Origin of the sequence: Kineosporia sp. A_224, assembly GCF_002198655.1 — a bacterium.
In the GTDB taxonomy this organism is placed as follows: domain Bacteria; phylum Actinomycetota; class Actinomycetes; order Actinomycetales; family Kineosporiaceae; genus R-H-3.
Genome location: NZ_MWLN01000199.1, coordinates 62,380 through 77,743, shown reverse-complemented (window position 1 = coordinate 77,743; position 15,364 = coordinate 62,380). Strand labels below are relative to the sequence as shown.

Below are 15,364 nucleotides of genomic sequence, written 5' to 3'. Positions count from 1 at the left end.
AGCCTCTCACGGCAGCCCGGGCAGGGCGCCGCGCGCCCCGAGCGCGACCCACAGGTCGGCGCGGACGGCGGCGTCGTCGAGGTCGGCGCCGAGCAGCTTGCCGGCGCGGCGCAGCCGCTCGCGCAGGGTGTGCCGGTGGACGCCGAGCGCCTCGGCCGCCGTCCCGGTCTCGCCGTTGCGGACGAGCCAGGTGCCGAGCGCCTCGACGAGCAGCGCCTCCTCGGCGGGCCCGGCCTCGCGCAGCGGGCGCAGCAGGGCGTCGGCGAAGGCGAGGGCCGCGGCGGGGTCGACGAGGTCGCGCAGCGACAGCGTCGCCTCCTCGGCGCGCAGCACCCCGCCCCGTGACCGCGCGGCCAGCGAGGCCGCCTGCCGGGCGGCGTCCGCGACGGCCTCGACCGGCGTCGGCCGGCTCGCACCGCCACGCAGCCCGGCGACGGCCGCCAGTGCGACGAGCACCTCGTCGACGTCGTGCTCGGCGGTCACGAGCAGCGTGCCGCGCGGACCCGTCGCGCCGCCCGGCGTCGGCAGCGCGACGACCCGGTCCTCGTCGTCGAGGGCGTCGAGGAGGGCGGCACTGTCGGCCGGCTCGGTGACGTGGACGGCGACGACCCGGCCGGTGCCGGCGAGCGGCCCGAGCAGCACCGCGGGCGGCGGCGGCGCCGGGCGGCCGACCCGGTCGGCGAGGAGCGCGGCCCGGGCCCAGCGCAGCGCCGGCCGGGTGCCCCGGGCCCGCTCCCGGTCGAGGGTGAGCAGGGACGCCGCGAACGCGACGAGGCTGTGGTCCGGCTCCGCGCCGGGCGGTGTCGCCACGGCGAGGTAGCCGTGGGCACGGTCGCCGAGGCCGAGCGGGAGGACGACGGTGCGCCCGGTCTCGTCGGACGTCGCGGCGCTCGCGTGGCCGCCGCGGCCGCGGAGCTGGCGGGCCAGGCCGGCCGCGGCGTCCGGCCGCTCGGGCCGGCCGGCGGCGAGGACGACGTCCCCGCGGGCGTCGAGGACGGCCACCCAGCCGTCGAGCCTGCTCGCGAGCCGGCGCACGGCGGACAGCGGCTCGGCGCCCCCGGCGAGCACGGACGTGAGGGTCCGCATCGACTCGACCCGGCGCCGTCCGCGCTCGGTCTGCTCGGCCGCGAGCAGGTCGGCGAGCGCCTTGCCGACGGCGATGAACGGCGTCGGCCGGTCGACCTCGAGCAGCGGCAGGCCCGCGGCGTCCGCGGCGAGGACGAGCCCGGGCGGCATCTCCTCGTGGAAGACCCCCATGCCCAGCCCGACCGCGGCGACGTCGCGGGCGACGAGTCGGTCGACGTACTCGCGCGCGTGCTGGTTGCCGAAGCGCACCGTGACGCCGGTGAGGAGGACGAGCTCGCCGCCCTCGAGGTACGGCGTCGGGTCGGGGAGCTCGGAGACGGCGACCCAGGTGACCGCCCGGTCGAGGGCGGCGTCGGAGCCGGCCCCGGCGACGACGCGCAGTCCGAGTCCCGGGGCGGCGAGCAGCCGGCGCAGCGTCGTCATGCCCCCATGGTGCCCGCTCGGTGTACGCCCGGGCGAGCCGCCACCTGGTGTTTCGCCGCCCGGGAGAGCGGCGACGGCGCCCCGCGACCTCTAGCGTGGAGGGACCACCCACGACGACGCTGGAGCAGCGATGACCGACACCCTGCACCCCAACCTCGAGACCCTCGGCAGCGCCGGTGGCGTCGAGCAGCGCAGGGTCCTCGTGACCGACCTGCCGGGCCCGCTCTCCCGGGCGCTGCACGCGCGCAAGACCGCGGCCGTCGCCGCCGGCATCGGCACCACCCTGCCGGTCTACGTGACGAAGGCCGGCGGCGGCATCCTCGTCGACGTCGACGGCAACCAGCTCATCGACTTCGGCTCGGGCATCGCCGTCGTCAACGTCGGCAACGCCGCGCCCGAGGTCGTCTCCCGGGTGCAGCAGCAGGTCGCAGAGTTCACCCACACCTGCTTCATGGTCACGCCCTACGAGGGCTACGTCGCGGTGTGCGAGGCGCTGAACCGGCTCACCCCCGGCGACCACGACAAGCGCTCGGCGCTGTTCAACTCCGGCGCCGAGGCCGTCGAGAACGCCGTGAAGATCGCCCGCCGCTACACCGGCCGCGACGCGGTCGTCGTCTTCGACCACGCCTACCACGGCCGCACGAACCTCACGATGGCCATGACGGCGAAGAACATGCCGTACAAGGACGGCTTCGGCCCGTTCGCCGGCGAGGTCTACCGCGCGCCGATGTCCTACCCGTTCCACGAGCCGGCCTCGATCAAGGGCACCGAGGCCGCGATGCGCGCCATCTCGGTCATCGAGAAGCAGGTCGGCGCCGACCGCGTCGCGTGCGTCGTCATCGAGCCGATCCAGGGCGAGGGCGGCTTCGTCGTCCCGGCCGAGGGCTTCCTCCCGGCGATCGCCGAGTGGTGCACGGCCAACGGTGTCGTGTTCATCGCCGACGAGATCCAGACCGGCTTCGCCCGCACCGGCGACATGTTCGCGGTGAACCAGGAGGGTGTCGTCCCGGACCTCATGACGACCGCCAAGGGCATCGCCGGCGGCCTCCCGCTCGCCGCCGTCACCGGCCGCGCCGAGATCATGGACTCCGTTCACGGCGGCGGCCTCGGCGGCACCTACGGCGGCAACCCGGTCGCGTGCGCGGCGGCGCTGGGCGCCATCGCGACGATCGAGCAGCACGACCTCGTGGCCCGGGCCCGGCTCATCGAGAACATCATGGTCGGCCGCCTCACCGAGCTGCAGGCGCGGTTCCCGCAGATCGGCGAGGTCCGCGGCCGCGGCGCGATGATCGCCGTCGAGATCGTCAAGCCCGGCACCACCGACCCGGACGCCGCGGAGACCTCGCGCGTCAGCGCCGCGTGCCACCAGGCCGGCCTCGTCACGCTGACCTGCGGCACCTACGGCAACGTCCTGCGCTTCCTGCCGCCGCTCGTCATCGGCGAGGACCTCCTCCGCGAGGGCCTCGACATCCTCGAGGCCGCGTTCGCGGGCTGACCCGCCCGGTCCTCTCCGATCCGCCGTCCGGGGCGGCGTCCCCGTGCTGCGGGGCCGCCGTCCTCGGTCGTTCGCGTCAGGCCGTCCACAGGTGCGCGCTGAACGACAGCGCGACGAGGGCGAGCCACGGGACGCCGAGGAGCGCGAGCGCGGGGACGAGCCGGGGCCGCGTCCGCGCGGCACCGGCGAGCAGCAGGAACGCCGGGAACCACAGGACCGCGTACCGCGGTGTCGAGATGAGCGTCGTCGAGCAGACAAGCACCGCGACGCTCGGGAGCATGTAGGCCGCCTCGGCCCACCGCCGCAGGCGGAGCAGGACGACGACGACCACGATCCCGAGGACGGCGAGGAGCAGGTCGGCGAACCGGCTCACCACGATGTTCGGCGCCCGGGCGGCGAGCAGGCTGCTGACCCCCTCGCCGAGCCCGGTCCAGGGCGGGGCGACGTGCCGGTCCCAGCCGAGCCGCTGCGCCTCCTGCCAGGCGTTCGGCGAGCCGGTGCGCCACCACAGGTACAGCGTCCAGGCCAGGTACGTCAGGGCCGGCAGCCCGAGCGGCAGCGCCTGCCGCAGCGTCGCGAGCGGGCCCGCGCGACCGTCCGCGGCCGGCCCCCGAGCGCGCCGGAACGGCCACGCCCCGTCCTGGCGCAGTTGCACGAGGAGCATGACGGCCAGGCCGAGCGCGAGGAACAGCCCGTTGATCCGGACGGCGGTCGACAGTGCCGCGAGCGCGCCCGCGAGCCACCAGTGCCGGCGCAGGCCCGCGAGCCAGGCGGCCAGCGCGAGCGCGAGGAACAGCGCCTCGCTGTAGACCGCGGTGAGGAAGAACCCGTACGGCATGACGGCCAGCAGCAGCACGGCCGCGCGCCCGGCGCCCGCGCCGGCGACCCGCTCCGCGAGGTGCCACAGCCCGACGGCGGCGGCCGCGCTCGCGACGACGGAGACGACGAACCCGGCGAGCGCCAGGTCACCGCCGAGGAGCGGCGCGACAGCGGCGATCGAGAGCGGGTACCCGGGCAGGAACGCCTGGTCGCAGCAGGGCAGGCCCGGCGGCAGGTAGCCGAGGTCGGCGATCCGCAGGAAGTGGAACGAGTCCCACCACGTGAAGCGCTCGAGCACCCAGGCCGTCGACCCGGTGAGCGGGGTGCCGCCGACCCGGCCGCGGGCGGCGTCCGAGAGCCCGAGCAGCCACGTCGCGAGGAGCGAGAACGCGACGAGCGCCGCCCGGCTCGCGAGCCAGAGCATGAGCGCCTCGCGGGTCCCGGCGCCGTTGCGGCGCAAGGAGTCGCGCAGGGAGTCGCGCAGCGAGTCGCGCAGGGTGCCGGGGGCGAGCCCGTCGGGACGTCGTCGCATCGGCTCAGGCCCCGGCGAGGTGCGCCGTCGCGTTGACGGCGGCGACCTCGACGCCGCCGTCCCGCCAGTACCGCACGACGGTGAGCGCCGCGGGCGTGACCCGGGTGCGCCACATGCCCTCGTCGCCGCAGCCGAGCGCCTCGTGGACGACGGCACGCACGCAGGTCGCGTGGGTCACGACGAGCACGCACTCCCCCGGGTGCCCCGCAACGAGCCGCTGCCGTGCGCCACGGACCCGCGCCATGACGTCGGTCAGCGCGTCCCCGCCGTGCGGCGCGACGGTCATCGAGCCCTGCCAGGCGGCGAGGTCCTGCGGGAAGCGGTCCACGATCTCGCCGTAGGTGAGGTTCTCCCAGCTGCCGAACGACGCCTCGACCCAGCCGTCGTCGAGCGTCACCTCGTCCGCGCGCAGGCCGAGCGCGGCGGCGGCGACCTGCGCCGTCTGCCGGGTGCGGCGCATCGGCGAGGCGACGACCGCCGTCGGGCGCGGCACGTCGGGCAGGACGGAGCCCGGTCCGCCGAACGCGGCGACGACCGCACCGAGGCGCGCGGCGTCCTGCTCGCCCGTCGCGGAGAGCGCCGGGTCCTCGCCGTCGCGACCGGCGAACCGGCCGGCCTCGGTGTTCGGGGTCCGGCCGTGCCGGGCGACGAGGAGCGTCGTCGGGGCCCCCGGGTCGCCGTCGCGGCGCGGGGCCCGGACCGAGCCGTAGGACGTCGTCGGCGCGGCGGCGCCGTCGCTCACAGCCCGGAGTCGCCCGTGCGGACGAGGATGCGCCGGCACTCCTCGCAGCGCAGCACCTCGGTGTCCGGCGCCGTCCGGAACCGGCCGATCTCGGAGTTGTTCAGCTCGAGCCGGCAGCCCTCGCAGCGGCGCTGGTGCAGCTTGGCCGCACCGGCCCCGCCGACCTGCTCGCGGATCTTCTCGTAGAGCGCGAGAAGGTCCGCCGGCACCCCGGCGGCGGCGTTGACCCGGTCCGCCGACTCACGCTGGGCCTCCGCGTCCAACTCGGCGAACGCGGCGTCCCGGGCGGCGGTGAAGCCGGCGAGCTCAGTGGTGAGGCGCTCCTGCTCGGCCTCGACCTCGGCGATCCGGACCTGCGCGGCCTCGAGCCGCTCCATGACCTCGAGCTCGACGTCCTCGAGCACGGACTGGCGCTCGGCGAGCGAGGCGATCTCGTGCTGGAGGGCGGTGAGGTCCTTCGAGGTCCCCTGGCCGCTGTCGAGGCGGGCCTGGTCGCGGGCGGCGCGCTGACGCACCTGCTCGACGTCCGCCTCCGCCTTCTTCAGCTCGCGCTCGATGTCGGAGGCGACGGTGCGGGCCGCGACGAGGTCGTCGGCGACGAGCTTGAGGCGGCCGTCGACCCGCTCGATCTCGGCGAGCTCGGGCAGGGTCCGACGGCGGTGCGCGATCTGCGCCAGGCGCGTGTCGTGCGCCTGGACGTCGAGGAGCCGCCACTGGTCCTGGGGCGCCGCGGTCACCACGGTCGTACCTCCGTCACGTTCGCCTTCCGGTGCCTCGCACGCCCCGGAGAGCGCCGTGCACCGGCACGCCGCACCCTACGCGACCCGGCCCTGCCCGCGACGCGGCCTCAGCGGGCGGCGGGGTGCGCGGCCGGCTGTGCGGCGGGACTCAGCACGGGCAGGCCGGCGGGGTCGCCGTCCGCCGCGGGACGCGGCCGGACGACGTGGCGGCGCACGGGGACGGCGCCGCGCAGCACCCAGCCGCGCGTCCCGGCGAGGACGGCGTTCGTCGGGGTGGCCGGACCGGACCACTGCGAGGGGGCGGGCCGTAGGTCGGCGGCAGCGGGCCCGAAGGCCCGGGCCGCCGGCCCGCGGTCGTCAGCGGACGACGCTGCCGGGACTCGGCACACGGAAGCTCCAGGGGTCGGTGGAACGCTGGGAGACGTGGACCTCGACGGGGGTCCCGGCCGCCTCGAGGACGCCCTCGAGCCGGTTCGCGACACCCGCGAGCCAGGGCCACTCGCTGGCCCAGTGCGCGACGTCCACGAGGAACGGGCCGAACTCGTCGGCCTCCTCGCGCAGCTCGCTCACGGGGTGGTGGCGCAGGTCGGAGGTGACGAAGACGTCGGCGCCCGCGGCCCGCGCGGCGTCGAGGAGGTCGTCGCCGGAGCCGCCGCAGACGGCGACCCGGGAGACCTCGGCCGACGGGTCGCCGGCGATCCGGACGCCCTGCACCGCCGCCGGCAACGCCTCGGCGACGAGCATCGCGAACTCGCGCAGCGTCGTCGGCGACGCGAGGCTGCCGACCCGGCCGATGCCGCGCGGGCTCGACCACGCGGCGAGCTCGTAGACGTCCACCGCGGGCTGCTCGTACGGGTGGACGGCGCGCAGGGCGGCGATGACCTGGCCGCGCAGGGCCCGCGAGGACACCATCTCGACGCGCTGCTCGACGACGTCGGTCCGCTCCCCGGCCCGGCCGACGACCGGGGAGGCGAGCGCACCCGGCACGAAGGTGCCGGTACCGGCCGCCGTGAAGGCGCACCGCGAGTACTCGCCGACGTGCCCGGCGCCCGCCTTCGACATCGCGTCGACGACGGCCTCGACGGCCTCGACCGGCACGAACGTCACGATCTTGTCGACCGGGTTGCCCGGGTCGGCCGACAGCGGCTCGAGGTCGGTCAGGCCGAGCACCCGGGCCAGCGCGTCCGAGACGCCGGGGGCCGCGGCGTCCGCGTTGGTGTGCGCGGTGTACAGACCGCACCCGCCGCGGATGAGCCGGTGGACGATCCGCCCCTTGGCGGTCGTCGACGGCACCCCGTGGACCCCCTTGAGGAGCAGGGGGTGGTGGGTGATGACGAGGTCCGCGTGCCAGGCGAGCGCCTCGTCGACGACGGTCTGCACCGGGTCGACGGCGAGGAGCACCCGGCGGACGGGGGCCGACGGGTCGCCGCAGACGAGTCCGACGGCGTCCCAGTCGCGCGCCCACGACGGGTCGTACATCCGGTCGAGGACGTCGACGACCTGGGCCAGAGTCGCAGGCTGTAGTTCGTTGGTCACGCGCCGCACCCTACCCACGCCGGACCCCAACCGGAGGCTTTTTGCCCACACGCTGCAACCAAGCCGTTACGAATTGGAGTCAAGATCGCGTGGCGAGTGACCGAACGTCACCGTCTTGCCCCGATTGTGGTCATTTTGTGATCACCCCCGCGGAGGTGACCGGCGGTGGGCCCGGCCGGGTTCGAACCGACGACGTCCGCGGTGTAAGCGCGGTGCTCTACCAGCTGAGCTACAGGCCCTGCTCGGGCGGGGACCTGGTCCGGGACCAGGCCCCCGCCCGGTGGAACGTGGTGGATCCGTGGAGAAGGAAGGCTAGACGAGATGCTCAGGCCTTGAGGGCCGCGAGCGCCTCCTGGTAGGCCGACAGCGGCCGGGCCTCGCCGGGGCCGTTGACGACCTGCCAGCGCAGCGTGCCCTCGGTGTCGACGAGGAACGAGCCCCGGATCGAGAACCCGATCTGGTCGTTGAAGACGCCGTACTGCTGGGCGACGGCGCCGTGCGGCCAGAAGTCCGACAGCAGCGGGAAGTCGTACTTCTCCGCCTCCGCGAACGCCTTGAGGCTCCACTTGGGGTCGCACGAGACGCCGATGACCTGGACGTCCTCGTCGGCGAAGACCGAGATGTTGTCGCGGATCTCGCACAGCTCACCGGTGCAGATGCCGGAGAACGCGAAGGGGTAGAAGACGAGGACGACGTTCGACTCGCCGCGGAAGTCCGAGAGCCTGACGGTCTCGCCGTTCTGGTCCGGCAGCGCGAAGTCCGGCGCCGGGGTTCCGACCTCGAGGGCCATACCTGACCTTCCTGTGGACGCGGACGGACGCCGCGCGGCGGCGTCCGGTGACGGGTGCGTGCACGGGCGGGTGCCCGGACACGGCAGGATGCCAGTGTGTCAGGCACACGCCCCCCGCTGCTTCCCGACGTCGGCGACCGCGGCCTCGCGACGGCCGACCCGGACGACGTCGCCGACCTGCTCGGGAGAGCCTGGTCCGCCGCCGCCGAGGTCGCCGAGCAGCTCCCGCTCGACCTGCCGTCCCGGCTCACCGGCCGCACGGTCCGGGAGGTGCTCGTCCCGCTGGGGTCGTGGGAGGAGCACCGGCGGTTCGTCTCGCTCGTCGCCGACGTCCGGGCCGACCGGGTCCACGAGGTGGACGACGCGGACGGCCGGTCCGCGCTCGTCGTCGCCGCGCACCACGACGCCGACAACACCGAGGTGGCCGCGGCGCTCCGCCGTGCCGGCGACGTCGTCTCGGGCTTCCTGCGCTCCGGCGACGCCGTGACGCTCGGCCGCGAGGCGACCGAGTCCGCCGTCGGGCCGCTCCCGCTGACGTGCGTGCTCGCGGCCGCGACGTACGACCTCGCGGTGGGCGTCCTCGACGTCGCGCCGCCGGGCGACGTGCCGCCGCCGCTCACCGACGCCGCGATCGGCGCCCTCGTCGACGTGACCGCGGGCCTCGCCGCCCGACAGGGCCTCGAGGTCACCTTCCTCGTGCGGACCCCGGACACCGCGTGGGCGACGGCCACGGACGCCGAGGGCAGCTGGACGACGGTCCGGCTCGGGGGCAGCGGCCTCGCCGACACCGGGTGGCCGACCGTCGAGGGCACGGCGGCCGACGTCCTCGACGCCGCGAGCGGGCGCCGGCAACCGGTCCCGATGCTGCTCAACCGCCGGCTGCGGCTGCGCGACGTGCCCGGCCTGCTCGCGGTCGTGCCCGCGCTCGACGCCGTCCAGTCGCTGCCGGGCGGGGGCGCGCTCCAGGCGGCGGCCCGCGCCGTCGCCCGGACCGGCCAGGCCTTCTCCCGGTTCGGGGTGCTCTCCGGGCGCTGAGCCGCGAGGGCGCCGGCCGGCTCAGTTCGTGACGTCCGCCGCCGCGAGGTGGTCGCCGCGGTTGACCCAGTCGACCGACACCGCGCCGCCCTCGAGCCGGACGGCGACGTGCGCGGTGTTGTCGACCCGGAACCGCTGCCACGGCGGGCTCTCCAGGCCGATGAGCACGGCGATGAGGAACTGGCTGAAGTACTGGTGGGTCACGAGGGTGACGACGTCGTCCGGGCCGTGCGCGGCCCGCAGGTCGGCCAGCAGCGTGCGCGCCCGGGGCAGCGCCAGCGCGTCGTCCGCCTCGAACCCGCCCGCCCACGACGCGACCGGGTCGACCCCCGGCCCGGGCACGGCCGGCGGGCAGACCGCCTGCAGCGCCGCGAGGGTCGCCCCCTCGCGGGGCTGCCGGGTGCGCGTCGCGGGGTCGTAGTGGTGGATGCCGCCGACCTCGTAGAGGTCCGGCCGCAGGACGACGGGCAGCCCGACCGCCTCGGCGAGCGGGCGGGCGGTCTGCGCGGCCCGGGTCGTCAGGCTCGAGTAGAGGTGCGTCGGCCGGAACGGGGCCCGGCCGAGCCGCAGTGCCCCGCCGAGCGCCTCGGCCTGCCGCAGCCCGAGGGCGGTGAGCGGCGGGTCCGGCACCCGCCCCGGGTACGCCCAGCCGGAGTGCTCGTCCCGCTCCGCGGCCTTCCCCGCGGCGGTGTCGGCCGCCCCGTCGGCGGACGCCGCGTAGGCGGCGTTGTTGGACGACTGGCCGTGTCGGACGAAGATCAGGCGCACCGTGGCAGTCAAGCACGGTGCCCCGACAGCCCCGCGGGCGCCGTCCTGCCGCGGGTGCGACGATGCCCGGGCCGCCCGCCGACGTGAGGAGCCGACCGTGCCGACACCCTTCCCCGTGGGCCGCCGCATCGACGACGCCGACGCGCTGCGGGCCGCGCAGGCCCCGCTCAAGGAGCGCTACCGCGAGCACCCGGACGCCGCCCTGGGCGCACTGTCGGCCCGGGCGACCTTCGCGGACCCGGGCGTCACGTGCACCGTCGACACCTTCGCCGGGCCGGTCCGCGCCGGCCTCCACGAGACGACCGGGGGCGACGGCTCCGACGCCTGCTCGGGCGACATGCTCCTGCAGGCCCTGCTCGCATGCGCCGGTGTCACCCTGCGCAGCGTGGCGACGGCGATGAGCCTCGACGTCCGGTCCGCGACCCTCACGGCGTCCGCGGCCTTCGATGCCCGCGGCACCCTCGGCGTCGACCGCGCGGTGCCGGTGGGCGTCCGGGACGTCGCCGTCGTCGCCGAGCTCGACACCGACGCGGACGACGCCGCCCTGGAGCGGCTCGCGAAGGTCGCCGAGCGCTACTGCGTCGTCGGGCAGAGCCTGCGCGAGCCGATGACGCTCACCGTCCGGCGCGCCGCGCCGTAGCCCGGGCCGCGACCGCCTCGATCATGAGGTCGACGGCGAGCGCGAAGTTGCGCGGGTCGTCCAGGCGCGGGAAGTGCTCGGCGGTCGCCGCCGCGTGCGGGAACCGCTCGGGCGGCAGCCGCCGGTAGTCGACGTCCCAGGTGAGCAGCTCTGCCTCGCGGGTCGACGGTGCGAGCGCGGCGAGGGCGGCGTCCATCCCGGCGTAGGCGAGCACGAAGTCGGCGAAGACGCGGTAGCAGGCGGCGGCCTCGTCGTCCGGCAGCCCGGCCCGGCGCATGCACGACACGATGTACTCGACGGTGACGAACTCGTGCTCGCGGGCCGCCGTCCGGGCCGGCAGCAGCTGGGCGACGGCCGGGTGCGCGAGGAAGGCCCGGTGGATCGCCGCCGCGATCCGGCGCAGGTCGGCCTGCCAGTCGTCGGTCTGCGGCAGCCCGTCGAGCTGCGCCTCGGCGTTGATCCGGTCGACGAGCGCGCGGACGAGCTCGTCCTTGTCGCGGAAGTGCCGGTAGATGGCGGTCGGGTGCGACCCCAGCTCACGGCCGAGCGCCTCGAACGTCAGCGCGCCGATACCGTCCCGGTCGGTGACCCGGACGGCGGCCTCGACGATCGCGTCCGGGTTGAGGCTGTTGCGCGGCCGGCGCGTGCGAGCACCCGTCGCGGCGCCCGGCTCCGTCTTCGCCATGCGTCCCCCCTCGTCTCCGATCTCCATAGTCTGAACCATTGACTATGTCCGTGACCAGCCTCACACTCTCGATCACAGCTCCTCCAGCGTTCCATCCCACCGTTCACGCCCGGAGGCCTCCCGTGACGACGCACTCCCCCTCCCCGCACGACCTCGAGCCGCAGGCCGAGGCCGTCCAGCCGATCGGGCTCGAGTCCCGGTCCATCGACTACGTCCCCAGCTCCGAGCGGCACGGCAAGGTGTCGCACCTGGGCCCGCTGTGGTTCGTGAGCAACATCAACCTCACCGCGATGGCCACCGGGGTCACCGCCCTGAGCATCGGCGCCGGGCTGATGTGGACCGTCGTGGCGACGGTCATCGGCTCGCTCTTCGGCACGTTCTTCATGGCGTTCCACTCGGCGCAGGGCCCGCAGCTCGGGCTCCCGCAGCTCGTCCAGTCCCGGCCGCAGTTCGGCTACGTCGGCGCCGCCGTCACCGTGTGGATCTTCGCACTCGTCAACTACGTCGCCTACAACACGAGCGACGCGCTCCTGTCCGGTGCGGCGTTCAACTCGCTCGTCAAGGTCCCGACCGAGCTCGGCTACTTCATCGCCGCCGGCATCGCCGCCCTCATCGCCCTCTACGGCTACCACTGGATCCACCGGGTCAACCGCTGGCTCAACTGGCCACTCATGGCGATCATGGTGGTGCTGTCCGTCGCGGCGTTCAGCGACTCCAACCTTGCCGCGGGCGCGTTCTCGTTCGGCGAGTTCAAGCTCGCGCCGTTCATGACCGTCTTCGTCATCGTCGCCGGCTTCCAGCTCGGCTGGGCGCCGTACGTCTCGGACTACTCCCGCTACCTGCCGGCGAACGTGGGCGTCCGGTCGACGTTCTGGTGGACCTACCTCGCGAGCGGCCTGTCGGGCATCTGGGTCTTCGTGCTCGGCGCCGTCATGTCCGCCGCGTCCCCGGACGAGTCCGACCCCGTGCTCGCGTTCCGGGGCGCCGGCGACCGGCTGTTCAACGGGTTCGGCTTCGTCGCTGTCCTCGGCCTGCTGCTCGGGCTGCTGTCCGTCATGGCGATCAACCAGTACGGCGGCATGATGTCGATGATCTCGATCCGGGACTCGTTCGTGCCGGTCAAGCCGACGGTCCGGGTGCGCGCGATCGGCATCGCCGTCATGTTCGTCATGGTGTGGGGCATCGCCCAGTTCGTGGGCATCGAGCGCTTCAACACCTTCTACGGCAACGTCCTCATCTTCCTCGCGTACCTCTTCACGCCGTGGACGGCGATCAACCTCGTCGACTACTTCTTCGTGCGCAAGGGCAACTACGTCATCGCCGAGATCTTCAAGGCCGACGGCATCTACGGCCGGTGGGGCTGGCGCGGCAACGTCGCCTACCTCGTGACGCTGATCATCATGGCACCGTTCATGGTGACGGCGCCGTACACGGGCTTCGCCGCGACGGCGCTCGGCGCGGTCGACTACTCGATCTTCATCGGCCTGCCGGTCGCCGGTCTGCTCTACATGTTCCTGTGCCGCGACCTCGACCTGGCCGCCGAGCGCCGGCTCGTCGAGGAGGAGGGGATCCTGCCCGGTGCCCACTGAGCCGACCTCCCCGACCAGCAGCACGACGTCCACAGGTCCGGCCGACCTCGTCGTCACCGGCGCGCGGGTGCACCCGCGCGCCGGGGGCGGCCCCGGCGCCGCCCCGCCTGCCGACGCCGTCGCCGTCCGCGGCGACCGCATCGTCTTCGTCGGTGCCGCGGACGCCGTCCGCGACCTCGTCGGCCCCGCGACCCGGGTGGTCGACGCGGCCGGCGGGCTCGTCCTGCCGGGCTTCCAGGACAGCCACGTGCACGCGCCGTTCGCCGGCCGCAACCGGCTGCGGGTGTGGCTCAACGACCTGCACGGCAAGCAGGCCTACCTCGACGCGATCGCGGCGTACGCGGCGGCCAACCCGGACGAGCCGTGGATCCTCGGCGGCGGCTGGGCGATGGAGTTCTTCCCCGGCGGGACACCCCGCAAGGAGGACCTCGACGCCGTCGTCCCGGACCGGCCGGTGTTCCTCTTCAACCGGGACGTCCACGGCGCCTGGGTCAACTCCCGCGCGCTCGAGGTGGGCGGCATCACGGCCGCCACGCCCGACCCGTCCGACGGCCGGATCGAGCGCGACCCGGACGGCTCCCCCACCGGGACCCTCCACGAGGGCGCGGCGTACACGTTCAACGACACCGTCGTCCCGGTGCCGAGCCACGAGGAGTGGGTGGCATCCGTCCTCGAGGGGCAGCGGCACCTGCACTCGCTCGGCATCACGGGCTGGCAGGACGCCTGGGTCACCCCCGCGACCCTGCGGGCCTACGAGACCGTCGCCGCCGACGGCCGGCTCACCGGCCGCGTCGTCGGGTCGCTGTGGTGGGACCGGCACCGCGGTCTGGAGCAGGTCGACGACCTGCTCGCCCAGCGCGAGCACGCCCTGGACGTCGCCGCGAAGGCCGGTGCCCCGGTGCCCGGCTTCCACCCGACGACGGTCAAGATCATGACGGACGGCGTGCTGGAGAACTACACCGGTGCGCTGCTCGAGTCCTACTGCGACGGCTGCGGCGGGCACACCGGCAACCACGGGCTCGCGTACGTCGAGCACGACCTGCTCGTCGAGGCCGTCAGCACCCTCGACCGGCACGGCTTCCAGGTGCACATGCACGCGATCGGCGACCGCGCCGTCCGCAACAGCCTCGACGCCGTCGAGGCCGCGCTGCGCGCCAACGGGGCCGGCGACCGGCGCCACCACGTCGCGCACGTCCAGGTCGTGCACCCGGACGACGTGCCGCGGTTCGCGGCGCTCGGCGCGGTCGCGAACTGCCAGGCGCTCTGGGCGCAGAGCGACGCGCAGATGGACGAGCTGACCATGCCGTTCCTCGGCCCGGACCGCGGCGGCTTCCAGTACCCGTTCGAGAGCATCCGGGCCGCCGGCGCCCGCCTCGCGATGGGCAGCGACTGGTCGGTGAGCAGCGCCGACCCGCTCGAGCAGATCGAGGTCGCGGTGAACCGGGCCGCGTCGTGGGCGCGCGACGTCCCGGCGTTCCTGCCGTCGGAGAAGCTGCCGCTGCAGGTCGCCGTCGACGCGTTCACCGCGGGGTCGGCGTACGTCAACCACGACGACGACGCGGGGCGGGTCGAGGTCGGCGCCCGCGCGGACCTCGCGGTGCTCGACACGGACGTCTTCGCGGAGTCGTTCTCGCGCAACGGGTACGTTCCGGTCGCCGACGCGTCCGTGGTGCTCACCGTCGCGGCCGGGCGCGTCGTCCACGCGGCGACCGGGCAGTGACGGGCACCATGGCCGCGTGCAGGTGATCCGAGTGACATGCGGCTGACCCCCGCCGAGCGCGACCGGCTCCTGCTCGCGGGCGCCGCCGCCGTGGCCCGGCGGCGGCGCGAGCGGGGCCTGCGGCTCAACGTGCCCGAGACGGTCGCGCTCGTCGCGGACGCCGCCGTCGAGGCGGCCCGCGACGGGCTCCGGCTCGCCGAGGCGGTCGAGGCCGCCCGGGCGCTGCTCGGGCCGGACGACGTCCTGCCGGGGGTCGCGGACGTCGTCACCGAGGTCCGGGTCGAGGCGGTCTTCGACGACAGCACCCGGCTCGTCGTGGTCCCGGACCCGGTCGGCGGCGGGCACCTCGGGGCCGGCGCCCCGGGCGCCGTCCTGCCTGGTGCCGACGAGACCGCCTCTCCCCCAGCAGGTCGCGACGTCGTGGAGGTCGAGGTGACGAACACCGCGACGCTGCCGGTCACGGTGACCTCGCACTGGCACTTCTTCGAGGCCAACCCACGGCTGCGGTTCGACCGGGCCGCCGCGTACGGCCGCCGGCTCGACGTCCCGGCCGGGTCCGCCGTCCGCTTCGACCCGGGCGCGCCGACGACCGTGGCGCTCGTGCCGATCGGCGGCGCCCGGGTCGCCGTCGGGTTCGCCGGCCTCGTCGACGGCCCGCTCGACGCCGACGGCGCCCGGGAGGCCGCCCTGGAACGGGCCCGGGAGTTCGGCTACCTCGGCGCGGGTGCCCCGGACGACTCCGACGGGGAGGGCCGGTGACCGGC

At 75.2% G+C, this 15,364-nt stretch carries 15 protein-coding genes and 1 tRNA gene; 6 read left to right on the top strand and 10 right to left on the bottom strand.

Annotation, left to right across the window (positions count from 1 at the left end; genetic code table 11):
• Positions 1-6 precede the first annotated feature (6 nt).
• Positions 7-1,509 carry a PucR family transcriptional regulator gene (locus EDJALFJO_RS23350; protein ID WP_088288715.1) on the bottom strand — a complete coding sequence of 501 codons (1,503 nt, stop codon included), beginning with the start codon at positions 1,507-1,509 and terminating at the stop codon, positions 7-9.
• Between the two features lie 130 nt (positions 1,510-1,639).
• On the opposite strand from EDJALFJO_RS23350, the gene gabT reads away from it, so the two are divergent.
• Positions 1,640-3,004: a 4-aminobutyrate--2-oxoglutarate transaminase gene (gene gabT, locus EDJALFJO_RS23345; RefSeq protein WP_088288714.1), complete on the top strand. Its 1,365-nt coding sequence runs from the start codon at positions 1,640-1,642 to the stop codon at positions 3,002-3,004.
• Between the two features lie 76 nt (positions 3,005-3,080).
• Here gabT and EDJALFJO_RS23340 read toward each other — a convergent pair whose 3' ends face one another.
• From EDJALFJO_RS23340 to EDJALFJO_RS23310, 7 genes are all read right to left on the bottom strand, one after another.
• Positions 3,081-4,355, bottom strand: coding sequence for a mannosyltransferase family protein (locus EDJALFJO_RS23340; RefSeq protein ID WP_088288713.1), 1,275 nt, complete (start codon positions 4,353-4,355; stop codon positions 3,081-3,083).
• Between the two features lie 4 nt (positions 4,356-4,359).
• Positions 4,360-5,097, bottom strand: a complete 738-nt coding sequence (locus EDJALFJO_RS23335; RefSeq protein WP_158220539.1) for a histidine phosphatase family protein — start codon at positions 5,095-5,097, stop codon at positions 4,360-4,362.
• A complete protein-coding gene (locus EDJALFJO_RS23330; RefSeq protein ID WP_088288711.1) occupies positions 5,094-5,834 on the bottom strand; it encodes a zinc ribbon domain-containing protein in 741 nt (246 codons plus the stop codon). Before EDJALFJO_RS23330 ends, EDJALFJO_RS23335 begins: the two co-directional genes overlap by 4 nt.
• 110 nt (positions 5,835-5,944) lie before the next feature.
• On the bottom strand, positions 5,945-6,226 hold the full coding sequence (locus tag EDJALFJO_RS23325) for a hypothetical protein (protein WP_088288710.1): 282 nt from the start codon (positions 6,224-6,226) through the stop codon (positions 5,945-5,947).
• The gene (locus EDJALFJO_RS23320) at positions 6,195-7,373 is read right to left on the bottom strand and encodes a Nif3-like dinuclear metal center hexameric protein (protein WP_233149995.1); all 1,179 of its coding nucleotides are present in this window, start codon (positions 7,371-7,373) and stop codon (positions 6,195-6,197) included. Before EDJALFJO_RS23320 ends, EDJALFJO_RS23325 begins: the two co-directional genes overlap by 32 nt.
• A gap of 166 nt (positions 7,374-7,539) precedes the next feature.
• A tRNA-Val gene (locus EDJALFJO_RS23315) sits at positions 7,540-7,612 on the bottom strand.
• 86 nt (positions 7,613-7,698) lie between these two features.
• Positions 7,699-8,163, bottom strand: coding sequence for a peroxiredoxin (locus EDJALFJO_RS23310; RefSeq protein ID WP_088288708.1), 465 nt, complete (start codon positions 8,161-8,163; stop codon positions 7,699-7,701).
• Between the two features lie 96 nt (positions 8,164-8,259).
• Between EDJALFJO_RS23310 and EDJALFJO_RS23305 the strand changes: the two genes are divergently transcribed.
• Positions 8,260-9,198 (top strand): hypothetical protein, encoded by a 939-nt coding sequence (locus tag EDJALFJO_RS23305; RefSeq protein ID WP_088288707.1) that lies wholly within the window; start codon positions 8,260-8,262, stop codon positions 9,196-9,198.
• Between the two features lie 21 nt (positions 9,199-9,219).
• Here the strand turns inward: EDJALFJO_RS23305 and EDJALFJO_RS23300 are convergent, their stop codons facing one another.
• Positions 9,220-9,966: a histidine phosphatase family protein gene (locus tag EDJALFJO_RS23300; RefSeq protein WP_158220538.1), complete on the bottom strand. Its 747-nt coding sequence runs from the start codon at positions 9,964-9,966 to the stop codon at positions 9,220-9,222.
• 97 nt (positions 9,967-10,063) lie between these two features.
• On the opposite strand from EDJALFJO_RS23300, the gene EDJALFJO_RS23295 reads away from it, so the two are divergent.
• The gene (locus EDJALFJO_RS23295) at positions 10,064-10,606 is read left to right on the top strand and encodes an OsmC family protein (RefSeq protein ID WP_233149994.1); all 543 of its coding nucleotides are present in this window, start codon (positions 10,064-10,066) and stop codon (positions 10,604-10,606) included.
• Here EDJALFJO_RS23295 and EDJALFJO_RS23290 read toward each other — a convergent pair.
• On the bottom strand, positions 10,581-11,291 hold the full coding sequence (locus tag EDJALFJO_RS23290; protein ID WP_088288704.1) for a TetR/AcrR family transcriptional regulator: 711 nt from the start codon (positions 11,289-11,291) through the stop codon (positions 10,581-10,583). The two genes, EDJALFJO_RS23295 and EDJALFJO_RS23290, sit on opposite strands and share 26 nt — an antisense overlap.
• Positions 11,292-11,413: 122 nt before the next feature.
• Here EDJALFJO_RS23290 and EDJALFJO_RS23285 point away from each other — a divergent pair, with 122 nt between their 5' ends.
• Genes EDJALFJO_RS23285 through ureB form a run of 3 tightly spaced genes read left to right on the top strand, consistent with a single transcriptional unit; the run spans position 11,414 to position 15,359 of the window.
• Positions 11,414-12,880, top strand: a complete 1,467-nt coding sequence (locus tag EDJALFJO_RS23285; RefSeq protein WP_198950576.1) for a cytosine permease — start codon at positions 11,414-11,416, stop codon at positions 12,878-12,880.
• Positions 12,870-14,600, top strand: coding sequence for an amidohydrolase (locus EDJALFJO_RS23280; RefSeq protein ID WP_198950575.1), 1,731 nt, complete (start codon positions 12,870-12,872; stop codon positions 14,598-14,600). Before EDJALFJO_RS23285 ends, EDJALFJO_RS23280 begins: the two co-directional genes overlap by 11 nt.
• Before the next feature lie 36 nt (positions 14,601-14,636).
• Positions 14,637-15,359, top strand: coding sequence for an urease subunit beta (gene ureB, locus EDJALFJO_RS23275; RefSeq protein ID WP_088288702.1), 723 nt, complete (start codon positions 14,637-14,639; stop codon positions 15,357-15,359).
• Positions 15,360-15,364 lie beyond the last annotated feature (5 nt).